This is a genomic window from Methylobacterium sp. E-065, assembly GCF_022829605.1.
In the GTDB taxonomy this organism is placed as follows: Bacteria; Pseudomonadota; Alphaproteobacteria; order Rhizobiales; family Beijerinckiaceae; genus Methylobacterium.
On the sequence record NZ_JAKSYD010000105.1, the window covers coordinates 1 to 18,162 of the forward strand.

The 18,162-nt window shown below is 69.7% G+C and carries 17 protein-coding genes; 10 read left to right on the plus strand and 7 right to left on the minus strand.

Annotated features, from left to right (window positions below; all coding sequences use genetic code 11):
- Positions 1–104 precede the first annotated feature (104 nt).
- Positions 105–1,121 carry an NAD(P)H-dependent flavin oxidoreductase gene (locus MKK84_RS11435; RefSeq protein WP_243919789.1) on the minus strand — a complete coding sequence of 339 codons (1,017 nt, stop codon included), beginning with the start codon at positions 1,119–1,121 and terminating at the stop codon, positions 105–107.
- A 328-nt stretch (positions 1,122–1,449) separates the two neighbouring features.
- Here MKK84_RS11435 and MKK84_RS11440 point away from each other — a divergent pair, with 328 nt between their 5' ends.
- From MKK84_RS11440 to MKK84_RS11455, 4 genes are all read left to right on the plus strand, one after another.
- Positions 1,450–3,522 carry a 3-hydroxyacyl-CoA dehydrogenase NAD-binding domain-containing protein gene (locus MKK84_RS11440; RefSeq protein WP_243919791.1) on the plus strand — a complete coding sequence of 691 codons (2,073 nt, stop codon included), beginning with the start codon at positions 1,450–1,452 and terminating at the stop codon, positions 3,520–3,522.
- Positions 3,523–3,688: 166 nt separating this feature from the next.
- Positions 3,689–4,876: an acetyl-CoA C-acyltransferase gene (locus MKK84_RS11445; RefSeq protein ID WP_243919799.1), complete on the plus strand. Its 1,188-nt coding sequence runs from the start codon at positions 3,689–3,691 to the stop codon at positions 4,874–4,876.
- A 4-nt stretch (positions 4,877–4,880) separates the two neighbouring features.
- A complete protein-coding gene (locus MKK84_RS11450) occupies positions 4,881–6,077 on the plus strand; it encodes an acyl-CoA dehydrogenase family protein (protein WP_243919801.1) in 1,197 nt (398 codons plus the stop codon).
- A 47-nt stretch (positions 6,078–6,124) separates the two neighbouring features.
- Positions 6,125–7,279 carry an acyl-CoA dehydrogenase family protein gene (locus MKK84_RS11455; RefSeq protein WP_243919803.1) on the plus strand — a complete coding sequence of 385 codons (1,155 nt, stop codon included), beginning with the start codon at positions 6,125–6,127 and terminating at the stop codon, positions 7,277–7,279.
- Positions 7,280–7,452: 173 nt separating this feature from the next.
- Here the strand turns inward: MKK84_RS11455 and MKK84_RS11460 are convergent, their stop codons facing one another.
- From MKK84_RS11460 to MKK84_RS11475, 4 genes are all read right to left on the minus strand, one after another.
- On the minus strand, positions 7,453–8,325 hold the full coding sequence (locus MKK84_RS11460) for a tetratricopeptide repeat protein (protein WP_243919805.1): 873 nt from the start codon (positions 8,323–8,325) through the stop codon (positions 7,453–7,455).
- Between the two features lie 318 nt (positions 8,326–8,643).
- On the minus strand, positions 8,644–9,753 hold the full coding sequence (locus tag MKK84_RS11465; protein ID WP_243919807.1) for a 5-(carboxyamino)imidazole ribonucleotide synthase: 1,110 nt from the start codon (positions 9,751–9,753) through the stop codon (positions 8,644–8,646).
- 22 nt (positions 9,754–9,775) lie between these two features.
- Positions 9,776–10,267 (minus strand): 5-(carboxyamino)imidazole ribonucleotide mutase, encoded by a 492-nt coding sequence (gene purE, locus MKK84_RS11470; protein WP_243919809.1) that lies wholly within the window; start codon positions 10,265–10,267, stop codon positions 9,776–9,778.
- A gap of 78 nt (positions 10,268–10,345) precedes the next feature.
- Positions 10,346–10,564, minus strand: coding sequence for a YdcH family protein (locus tag MKK84_RS11475; RefSeq protein ID WP_243919811.1), 219 nt, complete (start codon positions 10,562–10,564; stop codon positions 10,346–10,348).
- A 176-nt stretch (positions 10,565–10,740) separates the two neighbouring features.
- Between MKK84_RS11475 and MKK84_RS11480 the strand changes: the two genes are divergently transcribed.
- From MKK84_RS11480 to MKK84_RS11495, 4 genes are all read left to right on the plus strand, one after another.
- The gene (locus tag MKK84_RS11480; RefSeq protein WP_243919813.1) at positions 10,741–10,923 is read left to right on the plus strand and encodes a YdcH family protein; all 183 of its coding nucleotides are present in this window, start codon (positions 10,741–10,743) and stop codon (positions 10,921–10,923) included.
- Between the two features lie 215 nt (positions 10,924–11,138).
- Positions 11,139–13,064 (plus strand): propionyl-CoA synthetase, encoded by a 1,926-nt coding sequence (locus MKK84_RS11485; protein ID WP_243919815.1) that lies wholly within the window; start codon positions 11,139–11,141, stop codon positions 13,062–13,064.
- 167 nt (positions 13,065–13,231) lie between these two features.
- On the plus strand, positions 13,232–13,651 hold the full coding sequence (locus tag MKK84_RS11490) for a CopG family transcriptional regulator (RefSeq protein ID WP_243919818.1): 420 nt from the start codon (positions 13,232–13,234) through the stop codon (positions 13,649–13,651).
- Positions 13,652–13,725: 74 nt separating this feature from the next.
- Entirely contained in the window at positions 13,726–14,946 is a 1,221-nt protein-coding gene (locus MKK84_RS11495) for an alpha/beta hydrolase family esterase (protein WP_243919819.1), read from the plus strand.
- Between the two features lie 21 nt (positions 14,947–14,967).
- Here MKK84_RS11495 and MKK84_RS11500 read toward each other — a convergent pair whose 3' ends face one another.
- Positions 14,968–15,444 (minus strand): hypothetical protein, encoded by a 477-nt coding sequence (locus MKK84_RS11500; RefSeq protein ID WP_243919821.1) that lies wholly within the window; start codon positions 15,442–15,444, stop codon positions 14,968–14,970.
- Between the two features lie 190 nt (positions 15,445–15,634).
- On the opposite strand from MKK84_RS11500, the gene MKK84_RS11505 reads away from it, so the two are divergent.
- Positions 15,635–16,753, plus strand: a complete 1,119-nt coding sequence (locus tag MKK84_RS11505) for an NADH:flavin oxidoreductase/NADH oxidase (RefSeq protein ID WP_243919823.1) — start codon at positions 15,635–15,637, stop codon at positions 16,751–16,753.
- Positions 16,754–16,833: 80 nt separating this feature from the next.
- Here MKK84_RS11505 and MKK84_RS11510 read toward each other — a convergent pair whose 3' ends face one another.
- Entirely contained in the window at positions 16,834–17,256 is a 423-nt protein-coding gene (locus tag MKK84_RS11510; protein WP_243919824.1) for a hypothetical protein, read from the minus strand.
- Positions 17,257–17,288: 32 nt separating this feature from the next.
- Here MKK84_RS11510 and MKK84_RS11515 point away from each other — a divergent pair, with 32 nt between their 5' ends.
- The gene (locus tag MKK84_RS11515) at positions 17,289–17,906 is read left to right on the plus strand and encodes a PAS domain-containing protein (protein WP_243919825.1); all 618 of its coding nucleotides are present in this window, start codon (positions 17,289–17,291) and stop codon (positions 17,904–17,906) included.
- Positions 17,907–18,162 lie beyond the last annotated feature (256 nt).

Genomic DNA, 18,162 nt, shown 5'->3' on the forward strand with positions numbered 1-18,162 from the left:
CGAGGGGGAAACAGCCGTCATCGTCAGCGCGGCGGACGCAGTGTGAAACCGCAAGGGGGAGACAAGTGCCGCCTGCCCCGCGATGGTCCGGTGCGCCCTGACGCTCACGGCGCAGCCTCCCCGACATAATCCGCCGACAGCCCGGCCATCCGCGCCCGCGCCGCCGCGTATTCCCGGGCCAGCCGCGTCACCAGATCGGCGGTGGCCGGCGCATCCGCGATGGTGCCGACGCCCTGGCCGGCGCCCCAGACATCCCGCCACGCCTTCACGCTGCTGCTGCCGAAATCCATCGCGGTCTTGTCGCGCACCGGCAGCGCGTCGGGATCGAGCCCGGCGGCGCGGATGCTCGGTGTCAGGTAATTGCCCGGCACGCCGGTGAAGTAGGGGGTGTACAGGATGTCGGAGGCCGCGCTGCCGGCGATCATGTCCTTGTAGGCCGGGGCCGCGTTCGCCTCCCGGGTGGCGATGAACCGGGTGCCCATATAGGCGAGGTCGGCGCCCATCGCCTGGGCGGCCAGGATCGACGCGCCCGAGGTGATCGCGCCCGACAGGATCAGCGGCCCGTCGTAGAACCGCCGGATCTCGCCGACCAGGGCGAAGGGGCTCATCGTCCCCGCATGCCCGCCCGCGCCGGCACAGACCAGAATCAACCCGTCGACGCCGGCCTCCAGCGCCTTCTCGGCGTGGCGCACGGTTGTGACGTCGTGGAACACCACGCCGCCATAGGCGTGGACCGGGCGGATCACCGCGTCGGGCGCCCGCAGGGACGTGATGATGATCGGCACCCGGTGCCGGACGCAGGCCTCGACATCCTGCGCCAGCCGGTCGTTCGAGGCGTGGACGATCTGGTTCACCGCAAACGGCGCGATCCTTTTCGACGGATCGGCGGCACGGGCCTCCGCGAGGGTGCGGGTGATCCGCGTCAGCCACTCGTCCAGCAGTTCGGCCGGGCGCGCGTTGAGCGCCGGAAACGCGCCGACCACGCCGGCGAGGCACTGGGCGATCACCAGCTCCGGCCCGGAGACGATGAACATCGGCGCGCAGATCACCGGCAGGGCGAGCCGGCCGCGCAGGGCCTCGGGCAGACGGCCGGCGGAAACCTGTTCGGGGCCGTCGCTCACCGCCGGCTCCCCGCGGCCTGAACCTGCGCCGCAGCGGCGCTTCCGCGCCGCGCGCCCCGCTCGATGCTGCCCACCGCGATTCTCCCCCAGCCTCCGGCGGCCCGGCCATCGGTCACCGACCGCAGCCGAGTCCCGCCCGGGCCGTTTTGATGCCACGCCCCCGGGCCGCCGGTCAAACCTCCAGGCCAGCAGCCTTCTGCACTGCAGAACATGCCGCCTTGCTCTGCCGGTCACCGCGATCCGTTCTTGACGATGGCAGCGTCGCCGATCAACATCCCTACTAATTGCAGACACTCATTCTGCATTGCAGAACAACAGGGAGTCCGGGGTGGTTCGTCAGGAGGTCGCGGGCGGCGTGGCCGTGCTCACGCTCGCCAACCCGCCGGTCAACGCGCTCGGCGCCGCGCTGCGGGCGGCCCTCGACGGGGCTTTGGCGCAGGCCATCGCGGACGCGTCGGTCCGGGCGATCGTGCTGGCCGCCGACGGCAAGGTGTTCGTGGGCGGCGCCGACATCACCGAGTTCGGCAAGCCCCAGCAACCGCCGAGCCTGCCGGATGTGCTGGACCGGCTCGATGCCAGCCCGAAGCCCGTGGTGGCGGCCATCGGCGGCGCGGCTTTGGGTGGCGGCCTGGAACTGGCCATGGCCTGCCACGGCCGCGTGGCAGCGCCGTCCGCCAAGCTCGGCCTGCCGGAGATCAAGCTCGGGATCATCCCGGGGGCGGGGGGCACGCAGCGCCTGCCGCGCCTGATCGGGCCCGACGCCGCCTTCGCGATGATGCTGACCGGCGAGCCGGTCTCCGCCGAGCGGGCGGCGGCGCTCGGGATCGTCGATGCCGTGGTGCTGGGCGACCTCGTGGCGGCGGCCCGGACCCGCGCCCTCGAACTCGCCGATTCCGGCGCCCTGCCGCGGGTGCGCGACCGGTCCGACGCGCTGACTCCGGAGGCGCGCGAAACGTTCGAGGCGGGGGCCGCCGAGGCGGTGAAGCGCGACCCCGACGCCACCAACGTCCACGCCCTGATCCGCGCCGTGCGGGCTGGCCTGGAACAGGATTTCGATGCCGCCGTGGCGACCGAGCGGGCCGAGTTCCGCACCCTGGTGGAGGATCCGCGCTCCAAGGCCCTGCGCCACGCCTTCTTCGCCGAGCGCGAGGCGGCGCGGGTGCCCGGCCTGCCGAAGGACACCCCGCGGCGCCCCATCCAGGCGGCCGCCGTCATTGGCGCCGGCACGATGGGCGGCGGCATCGCGATGTGCTTCGCCAATGCCGGGATCCCCGTGACGGTGATCGAGACGGAGGAGGGCGCCCTGACCCGCGGCCTCGACCGGGTGAAGGGCCTCTATGCCGGCTCCGCCAAGCGCGGTTCGATCACCGAGGCCGAGCGCGACGCGCGGATCGGCCGGATCACCGGGGCGATCGGCCTGGAGAACGCGAGCCACTTCGAGATCGTCATCGAGGCGGCCTTCGAGGATATGGGCGTCAAACGCGCGATCTTTTCGAAGCTCGATACCATCGCCAAGCCTGGCGCGATCCTGGCCACCAACACCTCCTACCTCGACGTGAACGCCATTGCGGCGGTCACAAGCCGGCCGCAGGACGTGCTCGGCCTGCATTTCTTCAGCCCGGCCAACGTCATGCGCCTCGTGGAGGTGGTCCGCGCCGACAAGACCGCACCGGACGTGCTGGCCACCGCCGTGGACCTGGGCAAACGCCTCAACAAGCTGCCGGTGACGGTGGGGGTCTGCTTCGGCTTCGTCGGAAACCGCATGCTGGAGCGCCGCAGCCGCGCCGGCGAACGCCTGCTGCTCGAAGGGGCGCTGCCGCACGCGGTCGATGCGGCGGTGACCGGTTTCGGCTTCCGGATGGGACCCTTCGCCATGAGCGACCTCGCGGGGCTCGATATCGGCTGGCGCTCGCGCAAGGATTTCGGCGGCCGGGCGCCGGTGGCGGATTCGCTCGCCGAGCAGGGCCGCTTCGGCCAGAAGACCGGCCGCGGTTTCTATCTCTACCCGGACGGCGCCCGCACCGGCACCCGCGATCCGGAGGTCGACGCGCTGATCACGCGCGTGGCTGACGAGCACGGCATCGCGCGCCGCAGTTTCACGCCCGACGAGATCGTGGCGCGGCTGATGTACCCGATGGTCAACGAAGGCGCGCGGATCCTGGAAGAGGGCATCGCGGCCCGGCCGGGCGACATCGATACGATTTGGATCAACGGCTACAACTGGCCGGCCTGGCGCGGTGGGCCGATGCATTGGGCCGACACGGTCGGGCTGCGGACGGTCGCGGAGGCGCTGTCGCGCTTCGCGGTCGAGACCGGCGACGACAGCCAGGAGCCGGCGCCCCTCCTGAAGCGCCTCGCCGCCGAGGGCGGCCGCTTCGTCGACTGGAAAGCCCCAGCATGAGTCCGTGCCGGCCCGCACGGGCATCGGTCCAGTTTCCAAAGGTCCGCGACCTTTGGCGGGTGCAGGGCAGCGCCCTGCTGGCGGCCGAGGCCGCAGCCGTCAGGGCGTTGCCCCAACACCCCACCAAAGAGCCTGACGCCCTTTGGAAACCCCGGAGGAGTCCGGCATGACCGACGCGGTGATCGTCGCGACCGCCCGCACGCCGATCGGCAAGGCGCATCGCGGCGCCCTGAACCTCACCCGCGGTGCCGACCTCGCGGCCCATGCGATCCGCGGCGCCCTCAACCGGGCGCGGCTGGAGCCCGAGGCGGTCGAGGAGGTGGTGCTCGGCTGCGGCTATCCGGAGAACGCCACGGGTGGCAACGTCGCCCGGCATGCCGCCCTGGTGGCGGGGATCCCGGTGGATTCGGCCGGCGTCACCGTCTCGCGCTTCTGCGCCTCGGGCCTGGAGGCGATCGCCAGCGCCGCCCGAAGAATCATCCTCGACGGCGTGCCGGTGGCGGTGGCGGGTGGCGTCGAGTCGATCAGCCTCGTCCAGCCGAAGGTCCAGCGGGAGCTGACCCGCAACGCGTGGCTGGAGGCCCATCTGCCGGCGATCTACATGCCGATGATCGAGACCGCCGACATCGTGGCGGAGCGCTATCAGATCTCCCGCGAGGCGCAGGATCTCTTCGCCCTGGAGAGCCAGCGCCGCACTGCGGCGGCGCAGGAACGCGGGCTGTTCGACGACGAGATCGTCCCGATGAGCGCGGTCATGGCGGTGACCGACAAGGCCAGCGGCGAAACCCGGGAGGTCGAGACGCGGCTCTCCAAGGACGAGGGCAACCGGCCCGACACGAATCTGGAGGGTCTCGCCAAGCTCAAACCCGTGCGCGGGGAGGGCGCCTTCATCACGGCGGGCAATGCCAGCCAGCTCTCGGACGGGGCCGCAGCCAGCGTGCTGATGTCGGCCGGAGAGGCGGCACGGCGGGGCCTCGAACCGCTCGGAGTCTTCCGGGGCTTCGCGTCTGCGGGCTGCGGGCCGGACGAGATGGGCATCGGCCCGGTCTTCGCCGTGCCACGGTTGCTGGAGCGGCAGGGTCTCACAGTGGCCGATATCGACCTGTGGGAGCTGAACGAGGCCTTCGCGTCCCAGTCGGTCTATTGCCGCGACCGGCTCGGGATCGACCCGGACAAGGTCAACGTCAACGGCGGCGCCATCGCGGTCGGCCACCCGTTCGGCATGTCGGGCGCGCGGCTCGTGGGCCACGCCCTGCTGGAGGGCCGCCGCCGCGGCGCGCGCTACGCCGTGGTGACGATGTGCGTCGCCGGCGGCCAGGGCTGCGCCGGCCTGTTCGAGATCGCCCGGAGCTGAGCCGATGGACCTGCGCTTCACCGACGAAGAAATCGCGTTCCGCGATGAGGTCCAGACCTTCTGCCGGACGGAGATTCCGGCCGAAATCCGAAAGAAGGTCTCGGAGGGGCGCAGCCTCTCGAAGGAAGATTACGTCACCAGCCAGCGGATCCTCAACGCCAAGGGCTGGGCGGTGCCACACTGGTCGCAGGAATGGGGCGGCCGGGATTGGACCTCGATTCACCGCTACATCTACACGGAGGAGCTGTTCCAGGCGGCGGTGCCGCTGCCGCAGCAGTTCAACTGCTACATGTTCGGCCCGGTGCTGGCGACCTTCGGCCGGCAGGACCAGAAGGAACGCTTTCTCCCCCGCGCCGCCAACCTCGACGATTGGTGGTGCCAGGGGTTTTCCGAGCCCGGCGCCGGATCCGATCTCGCCTCGCTCAAGACCAAGGCGGTGCGCGACGGCGACCATTACGTCGTCGACGGCCAGAAAACTTGGACCACGCTCGGCCAGCACGCCGACTGGATCTTCTGCCTCGTCCGCACCGATTTCGAGGCCAAGAAGCAGCGGGGCATCTCCTTCCTGCTGATCGACATGAAGACGCCCGGCATCACCGTGCGGCCGATCCTCACCCTGGAGGGCCGGCACGAGGTCAACGAAGTTTTCTTCGATTCCGTCCGGGTGCCGGTCGAGAATCTCGTGGGCGAGGAGAACAAGGGCTGGGATTACGCGAAATTCCTGCTCGCCAACGAGCGCACCGGCATCGCCCGGATCGGGCTGACCAAGGAGCGGATCGCCCGGATCAAGCGGCTGGCTCGCGAGATGCCGGCCGGGTCCGGCACGATGTGGGACGATCCCGCCTTCCGGATCCGGGTCGCGGAGGTCGAGATCGAGCTGAAGGCCCTGGAAATCACTCAGATGCGGGTGGCGGCCAAGCAGGGCAGGGCGGATTCGGTCGAGCCGGATCCGGCCTCATCGCTCCTCAAGATCCGCGGCTCGCAGCTCCAGCAGGCAGCGACCGAATTGCTCGTGGAACTCGCCGGCCCGTTCGCGCTGGCAGCGCCGTCACGCGGGGCGGGGGCCAACAACCTGCCCGGCGGCTTCGACTGGGTCGATGCGGCGGCGCCGAGCTACTTCAACAACCGCAAGGTCTCGATCTATGGCGGCTCGAACGAGATCCAGCACAACGTCATCGCCAAGGGTATCTTGGGGTTGTGAGCGATTTCCCCTCCCCCTTGCGGGGAGGAGGGCAGAGGAACGCCACCATGGATTTTGATCTCAACGAAGACCAGTCACTCCTGCGCGACTCGATCGAGCGTCTCGCCGCCGATCTCTACCCGTCCCTGGAAAGCCGGCAGGCGCGGCTGAAGGCGCCGCTGGGCTTCCCCGCGGAGGGCTGGGCGGCGTTTTCCGAACTCGGCGTCACCGGCCTGCCGTTCGCGGAGGAAGAGGGCGGGCTCGGCGGCGGCCCGGTCGAGACCATGCTGGTCATGGAAGCGGTCGGCCGCAACCTCGTGGTCGAGCCGCTGCTGGCGAGCCTCGTGCTCGGCTCGACCGCCCTGCGGCTCGGCGGCAGCGCGGCGCAGAAGGAACGCCTCGTTCCCGGCCTCGTCACCGGGGACCTGCGGTTGACCCTCGCCCATACCGAGCGCCAGTCCCGCTATGACCTCGCCGATGTGGCCACCACGGCCCGGCGCAGCGGTGAGGGTTTCGTGCTGAGCGGGGGCAAGAGCATCGTGCCGAATGCCGATGCGGCCGGACTGATGGTGGTCTCCGCCCGCGTCTCGGGCGAACGGCGCGATCCGCACGGGATCGGCCTGTTCCTGGTCCCGGCCGATGCGGCTGGCGTCGCCATCGAGGCCTATCCGACCCAGGATGGTGGCCGGGCCGCCGAGGTCTCCTTCTCGGACGTGACGCTGCCGGCCGACGCGACGCTAGGCGATCCGGAGGGCGGTCTGCCGCTTTTGGAGCGGGTGGTGGAGCACGGCATCGCGGCGCTCGCCGCCGAGGCGGTGGGTTCCATGGAGGCGCTCCACAGGCTCACCGTGGAGTATCTCAAGACCCGCAAGCAGTTCGGCGTCAGCGTCGGCTCGTTCCAGGCCCTGCAGCACCGGGCCGTGGACATGCTGATCCAGCTGGAGCAGGCGCGCTCGATGGCGCTCTACGCCGCCATGATGGTGCACACGCCCGACGCCAGAGCGCGGGACGCAGCGCTGTCAGCCGTGAAGGTCCAGATCAACAAGGCCTGCCGCTATGTCGGCCAGGAGGCGGTGCAGCTCCACGGCGGCATCGGCATGACGCTCGAATACATCGGCGCCCATCATTTCAAGCGGCTCGCCATGATCGAGTACCAGCTCGGCGACACCGCCCACCACCTGCGCCGGATCACGCAGGACGAGAACGGCCTGCTGGCGGCGTAACCCGGGCGGACAAAGGGTTTCCAAAGGGCGTGCCCTTTGGTGGGGTGTCGGGGTGAAACTCGACGAACGGATCTCAGCTCCCCTTCCGGGGGGCGGAGATCCGCCTGCAGGGCTCTGCCCTGCACCCGCAAAAGGTCTCGACCTAGTGAAACCGTGTTCAGGCCGTCGCGCGGTCAGTTGAACAGCGAGCCGACCCCGCCCTGCACCCGGCCGAGTCCGGTGCGGGCGACGGAATTGTTCGGGTCGATGGTCGCGGCGCGCTGGTAGTTCTCCATCGCCTCCTTGCGCTGGCCCTGCTTCTCGTAGGCCAGGCCACGATACGCCCAGGAGGTGGCGTCCTTGTTGTTCACGTTGAGCGCCGCGTTGTAGTCCTCGATCGCCTTGCCGTACTGGTTGGTGGCGATCAGGCTCTGGCCGCGGGCCGCGTAGGGCGCGGCCACGAAGGGGTTGCGGTCGATGGCGGCGTCGAAATCGGCGATCGCCTGGCTCTCCTGACCCTGCTTCTGCCGCACGAGGCCGCGGGCGTGGTAGGCCTCGGCCGATTCGGGCATCAGCCGGATCGCGACGTTGAGGTCGTTCAGCGCCTGATCGACGTTGCCCTGGGCGCGCTCGACATTGGCGCGACCAATATAGGCCGGGCCGTAATTCGGATCGATGCCGATTGCCTTCGTGAAGTCCTGCAGTGCGGGACCGTCGCGGCCGACCTGGCGGCTGGCCAGCGCCCGGTTGTTGTAGGCGGAAGCCGAGTTCGGATCGAGCTGGATCGCCTTGGTGAAATCCGCGATGGCGTCGTTGAACTGGCCGGCGCGGGCATAGGCGGCGCCGCGGGTCGTGTAGGCCGCAGCGTCATTCGGGTTGCGCTGGATCACCTCGGAGAGCGACGCGATGTTGACCGTTGTGGCGCCCGTGGTGTCCGACTCCAGCACCGCGTATTGGCGCGGGCCAGCGGCGCTCCCGACGGTCTCGCAGCCCGCGAGCGCCGCGGCCGAAACCAGGGCCGCGCCGATCAGTGCCGTCTTCCGTGCCAGCCCGTTGCGTACGATCATCGCCCCACTCTCCCCGAGGCGCGACCCGCATCCTGCGCGCCCGCCCCGCCCCTCGCCGTTCTCAAACCCGCGCCGCGCGCCGGGTCCACCCGCTCCGGGGGACCGTCGCGCATTACGGTGAAGGCCGGCTTAAGAAGCACACCTGCGTGATCCGCCCCGTCGCCCATCCAGGCGTGGGGGAATCGACCGGCAGCCTTCGGCACCGACCACGTCGTGGTGGAAGCGGCGGGATGTGGCGAAGGTATGGCCCGCGCGCGCGCCGGCCCCGCGGCAGGCGCTCAGGCCGGCACGCAGCGGCAGGGGTGTGCCTTTGAGGCCTCAGCCGACCGGTTCGGATCCCAGGCGGGTGACGTGCCCCATCTTCCGGCCGGGCCGGGCCTCGCCCTTGCCGTAGAGGTGCAGGTGAGCGCCGGGCTCGGCCAGCAGCGCATGCCAGTCGTCGGCCTGGGCGCCGATCAGGTTGCGCATCTCCACCGGCAGGCCGCCGGTCCGCGCCGGATCGCCGAGCGGCCAGCCGCAGACCGCCCGGACATGCTGGGCGAATTGCGAGGTCCGCGCGCCCTCGATGGTCCAGTGGCCGGAATTATGGACCCGCGGCGCGATCTCGTTGACCACGAGGCGCTCGACGCCGTCCTCCCGCACCAGGAACATCTCGACGGCGAGCACACCGACATAATCGAGCGCGTCGGCGATGCGCTTGGCGATATCGAGCGCGGCGCGGCCGGTCTCGGGCGTCAGGCCGGGGGCCGGCACCCGGGTCAGGGCCAGGATGTGGTCGCGGTGCTCGTTCTCGCACAGGTCGAAGGCCGCGAAGCTGCCGTCGTGCGCGCGGGCGCCCACCACCGAGACTTCGCGCTCGAACGGCACGAAGCCCTCGAGGATCAGCGGCGCGCCGCCGAACTCGGCGAACAGGGCGTTGCGGTCACCTTCGGATCGCTCGCGCAGGATGCGCTGACCCTTGCCGTCATAGCCGAATCGGCGGGTCTTGAGCACGGCAGGCAGGCCGATCGTGGCGATCGCCCGGTCGAGATCGTCGGGCGTGTCGACGGCCTGGAACGGCGCGGTCGGGATGCCGAGCCCGTTGATGAATTCTTTTTCCGATAGGCGGTCCTGCGTGGTGGACAGCGCCCGCGCGTTCGGGTGCAGGGGGGCGTGCCGGGCCAGGATGTCGGCGGTGGCGTGCGGGATGTTTTCGAACTCGTAGGTGACGACATCGACGCTGCGCGCGAAATCCGCCAGCGCTTGCGGATCGTCGTAGGCTGCGCAGGTGGTGCGGGCGGCGACATCGAAGGCGGGGCTGTCGCGGTCGGGGGCGTAGACGTGCACCTTGAGCCCATAATTTGCCGCCGCGAGCGCGATCATGCGCCCGAGTTGCCCACCACCGACGATGCCGAGCGTGGAGCCGGGGCCGAGGGTCTTGTCCGTCACGCGAAAAACTCGTCCGTCACGATTACGCTTCCGTCTCCGGCCGCTCGGCCACCGAGGCGGTCTGGGCCGCGCGCCACGCTTCGAGACGCTCCGCCAGACCCGGGTCGGAGAGCGCCAGCACCGATGCGGCCAGCAACGCCGCGTTGACCGCCCCGGCCCGGCCGATCGCCAGGGTCCCCACGGGAATTCCGGCCGGCATCTGCACGATCGACAGCAGGCTGTCTTGGCCGGAAAGCGCCTTCGATTCCACCGGCACGCCGAAGACCGGCAGGCGGGTCATCGCCGCCGCCATGCCGGGCAGGTGCGCGGCGCCGCCCGCCCCCGCGATCACGACCTTGAGACCGGCCGCGACCGCGCCCTTGGCGAAGGCCACGAGCCGATCCGGGGTGCGGTGGGCCGACACGATGCGCGCGTCGTAGGGCACGGCGAGCGCGTCGAGCGTCTCGGCGGCGTGCCGCATGGTCGCCCAGTCGGACTGGCTGCCCATGATGATCGCAACCGGAGGCGACACCATCGTTGATCCCGGCAAAAGAGGGCGCTTACAGGCGCGGCGACCCTGCGGCAAGGCTGCGCCGGACGGCGTCCACTGGCATCAGGCGATGATGTCCGGCGTAATCGCGTCCTCGATGTGGTAGATCCGGTCGCGCAGGGTCAGCTTGCGCTTCTTCAGGCGTTGGATCTGCAGCTGATCACCGGCGACGCTCCGCTCCAGCGCCTCGATGGCGCTGTCGAGATCCCGGTGCTCCTCGCGCAACCGGGCCAGTTCGGCCTCGAGTTCCGACTGCGCGCTCTCACCCGACTCATCCGCCATCGTCACCTGCGGGCCAAAGGATCGCTCATCACCCGATGAGAGCATGCGTCACGCCCTTCCCTGGGACAAGCCATGCCGGAAAGCCTTCACCAAGCTTAGCCGGAGAAAACGCTTCAACAGGTGCGGCATCCTGTGTCAGTCTTGGCGTGTCGAAACGATGACAGGAGATTCGACTCATGTCGCTGCAGACGCATCTGAGCCAACTCGCCCGGAAGCACGAAGCCCTCGAGCGCGAGATTCACGAAGCGATCCACAGACCTTCGGCGAACGACCTCCACATCGCCGAACTGAAGCGACGGAAACTCCTCCTTAAGGACGAGATCAACCGGCTGCGGGGGGCCGGCGACACCCTGCACTGAGCCGCTGATTCGTCTTCACAGTTCATAGACCCGGCACGACAGTCGCCGCCGCATCGGGCGCCCCGGTGCGGCGGTTCTCGTTTGGTCCAGGCAGAGCCACTCGGCGGCTTGGCATACGCTGGTTTCTCACGGGCGCGGCCCCGTCGCGCGCCTGCACGAGAATGCGCTACTCTGCTGCCGCCGCCGGAGAGCGGACCGCGGGGGAACGCCGACCGATGACGAATGCCAGCCTTCCGGGCCGCTATCCCGAGATCTACGAAGCGGCGCTCCGCGACCCGGAGGCGTTCTGGCTCGATGCGGCCCAGGCGATCGACTGGGCGCAGACGCCCGCCCAAGCCTTTGCGCCGGAATCCGGCCCCTACGGCCGCTGGTTCCCGGACGGGTCACTCAACGCCTGCCACAACGCGGTGGACCGCCACGCCGACGGAGCTCGGGCCGAGCAGGTGGCGATCCGCTACGATTCCCCCGTCACCGGCACGAAGCGCAGCATCACCTATCGGGCGTTGCGCGATGAAGTGTCGACGCTGGCCGCTATCCTGGCCGGGCTCGGCGTCGGCAAGGGCGACCGGGTGATCCTGTACATGCCGATGGTGCCCGAGGCTTTGTTCGGCATGCTGGCGTGCGCCCGACTCGGCGCGGTCCACTCGGTGGTGTTCGGCGGGTTCGCGGCGAACGAGCTGGCGGTGCGGATCGAGGATGCGGCGCCGAAGGTGATACTGGCGGCCTCGTGCGGGATCGAGCCGAACCGGGTGGTCGTCTACAAGCCGCTCCTCGACGCGGCGATCGACGCCTCGCGCCACAAGCCCGAGGCCTGCCTGATCCTCCAGCGCCCGCAAGGCTCCGCGACGCTTGTGCCGGGGCGGGACCGCGACTGGGCCGAGGCCGTAGCGGACGCCGAGGCGGCGGGGCAGCGGGCGGCCTGCGTGCCAGTTGCCGCCACCGACCCGCTCTACATCCTCTACACCTCCGGAACGACGGGCAAGCCCAAGGGCGTGGTGCGTGACACGGGCGGCTATCTGGTCGCCCTCGCGTGGTCGATGCCCAATCTCTACGGGTTGCAGCCCGGCGAGACCTATTTCTGCGCCTCCGACATCGGCTGGGTCGTCGGTCATTCCTACATCGTCTATGCGCCGCTCCTGCACGGCTGCACGACGGTGCTGTACGAGGGCAAGCCCGTGGGCACCCCCGATGCCGGCGCCTTCTGGCGGGTGGTCGCCGAGTACGGCGTCGTGTGCCTGTTCACGGCGCCGACGGCGTTACGGGCGATCAAGAAGGAGGATTCCAAGGGCGCCCGGATCGCCGATTACGACCTGTCCGCGTTCCGCAGCCTGTTCCTGGCCGGCGAGCGCGCGGATCCGGACTCGGTCGCCTGGGCCGAGCGGGTGCTGAACCGGCCGGTGGTCGACCATTGGTGGCAGACCGAGACCGGCTGGCCGATCGCCGGCAATCCGATGGGGCTCGGCCTGCTGCCGGTGAAGCACGGCAGCACCTGCGTGCCGATGCCGGGCTACCGGGTCGAGGTTCTGGACGAGGGCGGCAAGACCGTCCCGGCCGACACGATGGGCACCATCGCGATCCGCCTGCCCCTGCCGCCCGGCTGCCTGCCGACCCTCTGGGGCTCGGACGCGCGCATGCGGTCGAGCTACCTCGCCACCTTCCCGGGCTATTACGACACCTCGGATGCCGGCGTGATCGACGCGGACGGCTACATCACGGTCCTCGGGCGGACCGACGACATCATCAACGTCGCCGGCCACCGGCTCTCGACCGGCGGCATGGAAGCGGTGCTGGCCGGCCATCCGGACGTGGCCGAATGCGCGGTGATCGGCATCCGCGATTCGCTCAAGGGCGAAGTGCCCTGCGGCTTCGTGGTGCTGAAGGCCGGCGTCGACCGGTCGACCGACGCAATCGAGCGGGAACTGGTCGCCAAGGTCCGCGACGAGATCGGCCCGGTGGCCGCCTTCAAGCTGGCCCTCACCGTGCCGCGGCTGCCGAAAACCCGGTCAGGCAAGATCCTGCGCGCCACGATGAAGCGCATCGCCGACCACGAACCGTGGACGATGCCCGCCACGATCGACGACGCCACGGCCCTCGACGAGATCGGCGAGAGCCTGAAGGACCGAGGGATCGGCGAAAACTAGGGTTCCCAAACGGCGTGCCCTTTGGGGGGTGTCGGGGCTCCACCCTGCAAGCGCGAAAGGGCTCGCCGTTTCGAAACCCTGACATTTCCGGAAGGCGCTCCTTGCGGTTCGCCAGCCCGCGACCATCTCTAGACCATCCAACCGGATGTCCTGGAGATGGCGAGGCGATGAACAACACGGGACCCGAGCCCCGGCCGAAGGTGCCGGACAGCGAGAAGATCACGGTCAATCTCGGCTTCGTCGATCTGGGCCGCGTCGACCTGATGGTCCGGGACGGCTTCTACGCCAACCGGGCCGACTTCATCCGCACCGCCGTGCGCAACCAGCTCGACCGCCACGACGATGCGGTCCGCCAATCCGTGGCCCGGCGCCAGCTCCGCCTCGGGATCGCGCATTACGGGCGGGCCGATCTCGAAGCGGCTCGAGATGCCGGGCGCCCGCTGCACATCCAGGTCCTGGGCCTCGCCACCATCGCGGGCGATGTCACACCGGAACTCGCCCGCGCCGCCATCGCCTCTGTGGAGGTACTCGGCACCTTCCAGGCGAGCCCTGCCGTGAAGGCCGCCCTGGCCGACCGGATCGTCTGACGTCCCACACAGCCGGTCGCAGAGGCGGGTGAACCGTCCGGCCCTGTCCGTCCCCCTTTCGAAGGATCGGCCTCATGTTCCGCTTTCCCAAAATCGACCTGTCCAAACTCGACCTGCCGAAATTCGACCCCACCCTGAACGGCGGCCCCGGCACCGACCGCCTCGCCGAGCGGATGGCGCGGCTTCAGCGCGCGCAGAAGGCGGCCTTCACCAAATGGGCGCGGACCTATGGTCAGCCGGGGCAGCCCCTCCATCCGGCCGGCGGCGATGAGACGATCGTCGACATGGAGGCGCCCGAAGCCCCCGGCGGCGCCTGGACGGCCCCCCGGCCGGATCGGGGCAGGGCGGCGGAGCCGGAGCTCGATCTGTCGGCGATGATGCGCACGCTGCGTGAGGGACGCCCGACATCCCGCGGCCGGTCACCGGTTGCGGTCCCGCCCGGCGCGCGGTTCGAGGAGCGGGTGTTCACGAGCGCCGCCGGCAGCCGGCGCTACAAGGTCTACGTGCCGAGCGGCTACACCGGTCAGGCCCTGCCCTTGGTGGTGATGCTGCATGGCTGCACCCAGGATCCGGACGATTTCGCCGCGGGCACGCAGATGAACGCGCTGGCCGAGGAGCAGACCTTCCTGGTTGCCTATCCGGCTCAGGCGCAGTCGGCACATATGCAGCGGTGCTGGAACTGGTACGCCGCCGGCGATCAGGTCCGCGAGGGCGGGGAGCCGGAACTCATCGCCGGCATCGCCCGTGCGGTGATGGCGGAGTTCTCGGCGGACCCGACCCGGGTCTATGCGGCCGGGCTCTCGGCCGGCGGTGCCGCGGCGGCGATCCTGGGGGCGACCTACCCGGACTTGTTCGCCGCCGTCGGGATCCATTCCGGGCTGGCCTGCGGGGCCGCCCGCGACCTGCCGAGTGCGCTTACGGCGATGAAGGGGCAGGCCGGGCCCGCAGCGACCAACCGTCAGCCGGTGCCCACCATCGTGTTCCACGGCGACGGCGACCGCACCGTGCATGCCGCCAATGGCGATCAGGTGATGGCCCAGGCCGGCGCCGCTCCGGGGCTCACCAAGACGGTGACGCGGGAGACGAGCCCCGGGGGCATGGCCTACACCCGCACGGTCCGCAGCGACGCGAACGACCGCGCCGTCCAAGAGCAGTGGCTGTTGCACGGGGCCGGCCATGCCTGGTCCGGGGGCAGCCCCGCCGGGTCCTACACGGAACCGCGGGGACCGGATGCAAGCCGCGCGATGGTGCGCTTCTTCCTGTCCCACGTGTTGGAACCGCGCGCCCGGGCCTGAGGCCGGGGACGCGGGCTCCGCTCACTCGGAATCGGCGTCGTCCGAGCCATCGTCCGGCGGGAGGCCGGCATCCGGCGCCGGGCCGGAGAGGGTCGACGCATAAGCATCCGGGCCCGACCGGGCGGCGAGCGAGGCCGGCATCCGCTGCGGGCCTCGCTCGGACGGGATCAGGGTCGCGGTCGCCGCGATCAGGCCGGCCATCGAGCGGAGCTTCTCGGGCTGGCGCGGGTCGCGGGCGATCAGCGCCGCATCCTGTTGCAGGCGCAAATTGCAGGCCGGCGTGGGCAGGCCGCCATTCGGCGTGCAGGCGTCGTGGCGGGCGCAGGCTGCGTCGAGGGCGTCGATCGGCGGCAGCGGGGCGTTGTTACCCGGCCCGCAGTAATTGCCGTAGATCAGCATTTTCGGGCCGCCGAAGGCGGCGGGCTGGGCCTGCGACGGCGCGGAGAGGGCGGCGAAGCCGGTAGCCAGAAGGAGCGGGGCAGCAAGTCTCGTGAGCATCGTCAGGACCTCAAGCGATCTCGCCCCCTCAGGCGGTTCGCGTCGGTGGCCGCAATGCGGCGACAGGTCGGAAAACGGTCGGCTACATTCGCAAGTTCCAGCCACGACCGTCCACAGATGTGTTGTGTCGCACCGCACTGGCTCCCGCGCCGATCCTGAGCCAGAGTAACCGCTCCACCAGGAGCTGCCGATGACCGTTCGTCTGTTCGAACCGCTGACGCTCGATGCACTCACGCTCGAGAACCGCATCCTGATCGCGCCGATGTGCCAGTATTCGGCCCGGGACGGCGAGGCCACCGACTGGCACATGATGCATCTGGGGCAGCTCGCCATGTCGGGGGCCGGCCTGCTGACCCTGGAAGCCACCGCGGTCTCGCCGGAGGCACGGATCACCGCCTGGGATCTCGGCCTCTACAGCGACGGCTGCGAGCGGGCGCTCGGCCGCGTGCTCGATGCGATCCGCGAATACGCGCCGATCCCGGTCTGCATCCAGATCGCCCATGCCGGCCGCAAGGCGTCGAGCGCGGCGCCCTGGGACGGCGGCCAGCAGATCCCGCCGGAACACGCCTATGGCTGGCGCACCGAGGCGCCCTCGGCGGTGGCGCATGGGGAGGGCGAGGTCCCGCCCCATGCCCTGGACGCCAGCGACCTGAAGCGGGTCCGCGACCAGTTCGTGGCCACCGCCAAACGCGCCGTACGGCTGGGCATCGAGGCCGTGGAGCTGCACGGCGCCCACGGCTACCTGCTGCACCAGTTCCTGTCGCCGATCGCCAACAAGCGCACCGACCAGTACGGCGGCAGCCTGGAAAACCGGATGCGCTTCCCGCTGGAGATCTACGACGCGGTGCGCGACGTCGTCCCCGCGGGGAGCCCCGTCTGGCTGCGCGTCTCGGCCACCGACTGGGTCGAGGATGGCTGGGACATCGACGAGACCGTGGAGCTGGCCAAGGCGCTCAAGCGGGCAGGTTCGCCGGCGCTCCACGTCTCCACGGGGGGCGTCTCGCCCAAGCAGGCGATCAAGCTCGGACCGGGCTATCAGGTGCCCTATGCCGAGCGGATCAAGGCCGAGACCGGGCTCACCACCATCGCGGTCGGGCTGATCACCGAAGCCCAACAAGCCGAGACGATCCTGCAGGAGGGACGGGCGGACGCGATCTCGCTCGCCCGCGCCATGCTGTACGATCCGCGCTGGCCCTGGCACGCGGCGGCCGAACTCGGCGCCCGGGTGCGGGCCCCCAAGCAGTACTGGCGCTCGCAGCCCCGGGAGTACAAGGACCTGTTCACGGACACGGCGTTCGGCCAGCGGTGACGCGGCTCCCACACCTTGAGACGACGCGTTCATCTCGGGGGACCGGCTCACCTTCGGGAGAGTTTTCTTCGCCTTGCTGCTCAGGCGGAAGGAAGCTTGACCATCGTCTGAACCGCCGCCACGAACCGATCGCGCGCTGCGGGGCTCACGCGCTTGAGATAAGATCGGACTGTCGCCAATACTGCCGCCTCTTCCGGAGCAGACGGATCATGCGTTGGCCCCAGATCGGCAGCCACGTCGGCAGCCACTTCGCCAAAGCTCGACACCGGCACGCCGAGCGCGTCCGCAACGCGTCCCAGCGTCCGGGCGGACGACGCAGTCCGATGGACGGCCATCGACGGTTTGGGGTCGTCATGCATGCTTGGCTTTCGATCAGGACGTGACGCATCTCGCTTGGCGATGATGGCGAACCTGCATCGCCCCTTCATAACGCAGATGCTTTTCAACCTGCGCGTGAATTTTTTTTCATTCTTGTCTGGTGACGGCGGCGCAAACTCGGGCAAACTATACTGATCTGGATTACGGCGGCGGGCCAATGGGACAGCGGTCAACGACCTGGGTCAACGCGATCGACAGTTTCAGCGAGCCGCTCGACCGGCTGCACGCCGCACTGGACGCCTCCTGCGTCGTCGGCAGTTGGGACTGGGACATCGTGCGTGGCACGATGGTGTACGACGCTGGTGCGGCTCGGCTTCTGACTGGAGACGCGTCGCTGGCCGAACAGGAAATCAGTGGTCTGGAGACAATCGCGGCTGTCCATCCAGCCGACCACGCTTGGCTGATCGAGCATGTCCAAGCAGCGGTGCAGGCCGGCGGCCTGATGCTGGCCGAGTATCGCGTCGTTGATGCCGACGGCCACGTGCGCTGGCTGCTGAGCCGTGGACGAACCTACCAGAATGCAACGGGTCAGCCGGTGCGCTCACGCGGGATTATCATCGACATCACCGAGCTGCGTAGCGACGGCGAGCGCTACGTCGTCACGAGCGGCTCGGCGGCGGACGCCGATCTGCTGGAACGGGCAGCCGATCACGCCATGGAACTGAAGCGCATCCTGACGGCGGACGTCCCCGCGGATGTACGCGCCGCCACGGATGTCCTGCTGTTCGCCATCGGCCGTGCATTGGCAGCCAGCGAGTCCGAGCCCGGGCACTGATTGCGCGATAATCGTGCACGCGCATCAGGCGGCGACCGTCGACGGATCATGGTTTGTTTTGCCGGTGAGGAACGCGAGCCGATCGTTTCCGAGAGCACCCGGGGGCCTGGGGATCCTAAAAACAGCGCTGTCCAGCTTCACGCGTTTGCCGGTCAAAGGTAGACACGCAGAAATTCACCCCAAGCCGTCATTCAACGTCCGATCCAAGCCAGTGGTGGGGACCTTCGCTGTCGCACCTCCAAAGCAGCCATCGCAG

Excerpts from the sequence above, each read along its gene's own strand:
- MKK84_RS11445 (WP_243919799.1), top strand. The coding sequence starts at position 3,689 with ATGACCGACGCGGTGATCGTCGCGACCGCCCGCACGCCGATCGGCAAG.
- MKK84_RS11450 (WP_243919801.1), top strand. The coding sequence starts at position 4,881 with ATGGACCTGCGCTTCACCGACGAAGAAATCGCGTTCCGCGATGAGGTC.
- MKK84_RS11455 (WP_243919803.1), top strand. The coding sequence starts at position 6,125 with ATGGATTTTGATCTCAACGAAGACCAGTCACTCCTGCGCGACTCGATC.
- MKK84_RS11460 (WP_243919805.1), bottom strand. The coding sequence starts at position 8,325 with ATGATCGTACGCAACGGGCTGGCACGGAAGACGGCACTGATCGGCGCG.
- purE (WP_243919809.1), bottom strand. The coding sequence starts at position 10,267 with ATGGTGTCGCCTCCGGTTGCGATCATCATGGGCAGCCAGTCCGACTGG.
- MKK84_RS11475 (WP_243919811.1), bottom strand. The coding sequence starts at position 10,564 with ATGGCGGATGAGTCGGGTGAGAGCGCGCAGTCGGAACTCGAGGCCGAA.
- MKK84_RS11480 (WP_243919813.1), top strand. The coding sequence starts at position 10,741 with ATGTCGCTGCAGACGCATCTGAGCCAACTCGCCCGGAAGCACGAAGCC.
- MKK84_RS11485 (WP_243919815.1), top strand. The coding sequence starts at position 11,139 with ATGACGAATGCCAGCCTTCCGGGCCGCTATCCCGAGATCTACGAAGCG.
- MKK84_RS11490 (WP_243919818.1), top strand. The coding sequence starts at position 13,232 with ATGAACAACACGGGACCCGAGCCCCGGCCGAAGGTGCCGGACAGCGAG.
- MKK84_RS11495 (WP_243919819.1), top strand. The coding sequence starts at position 13,726 with ATGTTCCGCTTTCCCAAAATCGACCTGTCCAAACTCGACCTGCCGAAA.
- MKK84_RS11500 (WP_243919821.1), bottom strand. The coding sequence starts at position 15,444 with ATGCTCACGAGACTTGCTGCCCCGCTCCTTCTGGCTACCGGCTTCGCC.
- MKK84_RS11505 (WP_243919823.1), top strand. The coding sequence starts at position 15,635 with ATGACCGTTCGTCTGTTCGAACCGCTGACGCTCGATGCACTCACGCTC.
- MKK84_RS11515 (WP_243919825.1), top strand. The coding sequence starts at position 17,289 with ATGGGACAGCGGTCAACGACCTGGGTCAACGCGATCGACAGTTTCAGC.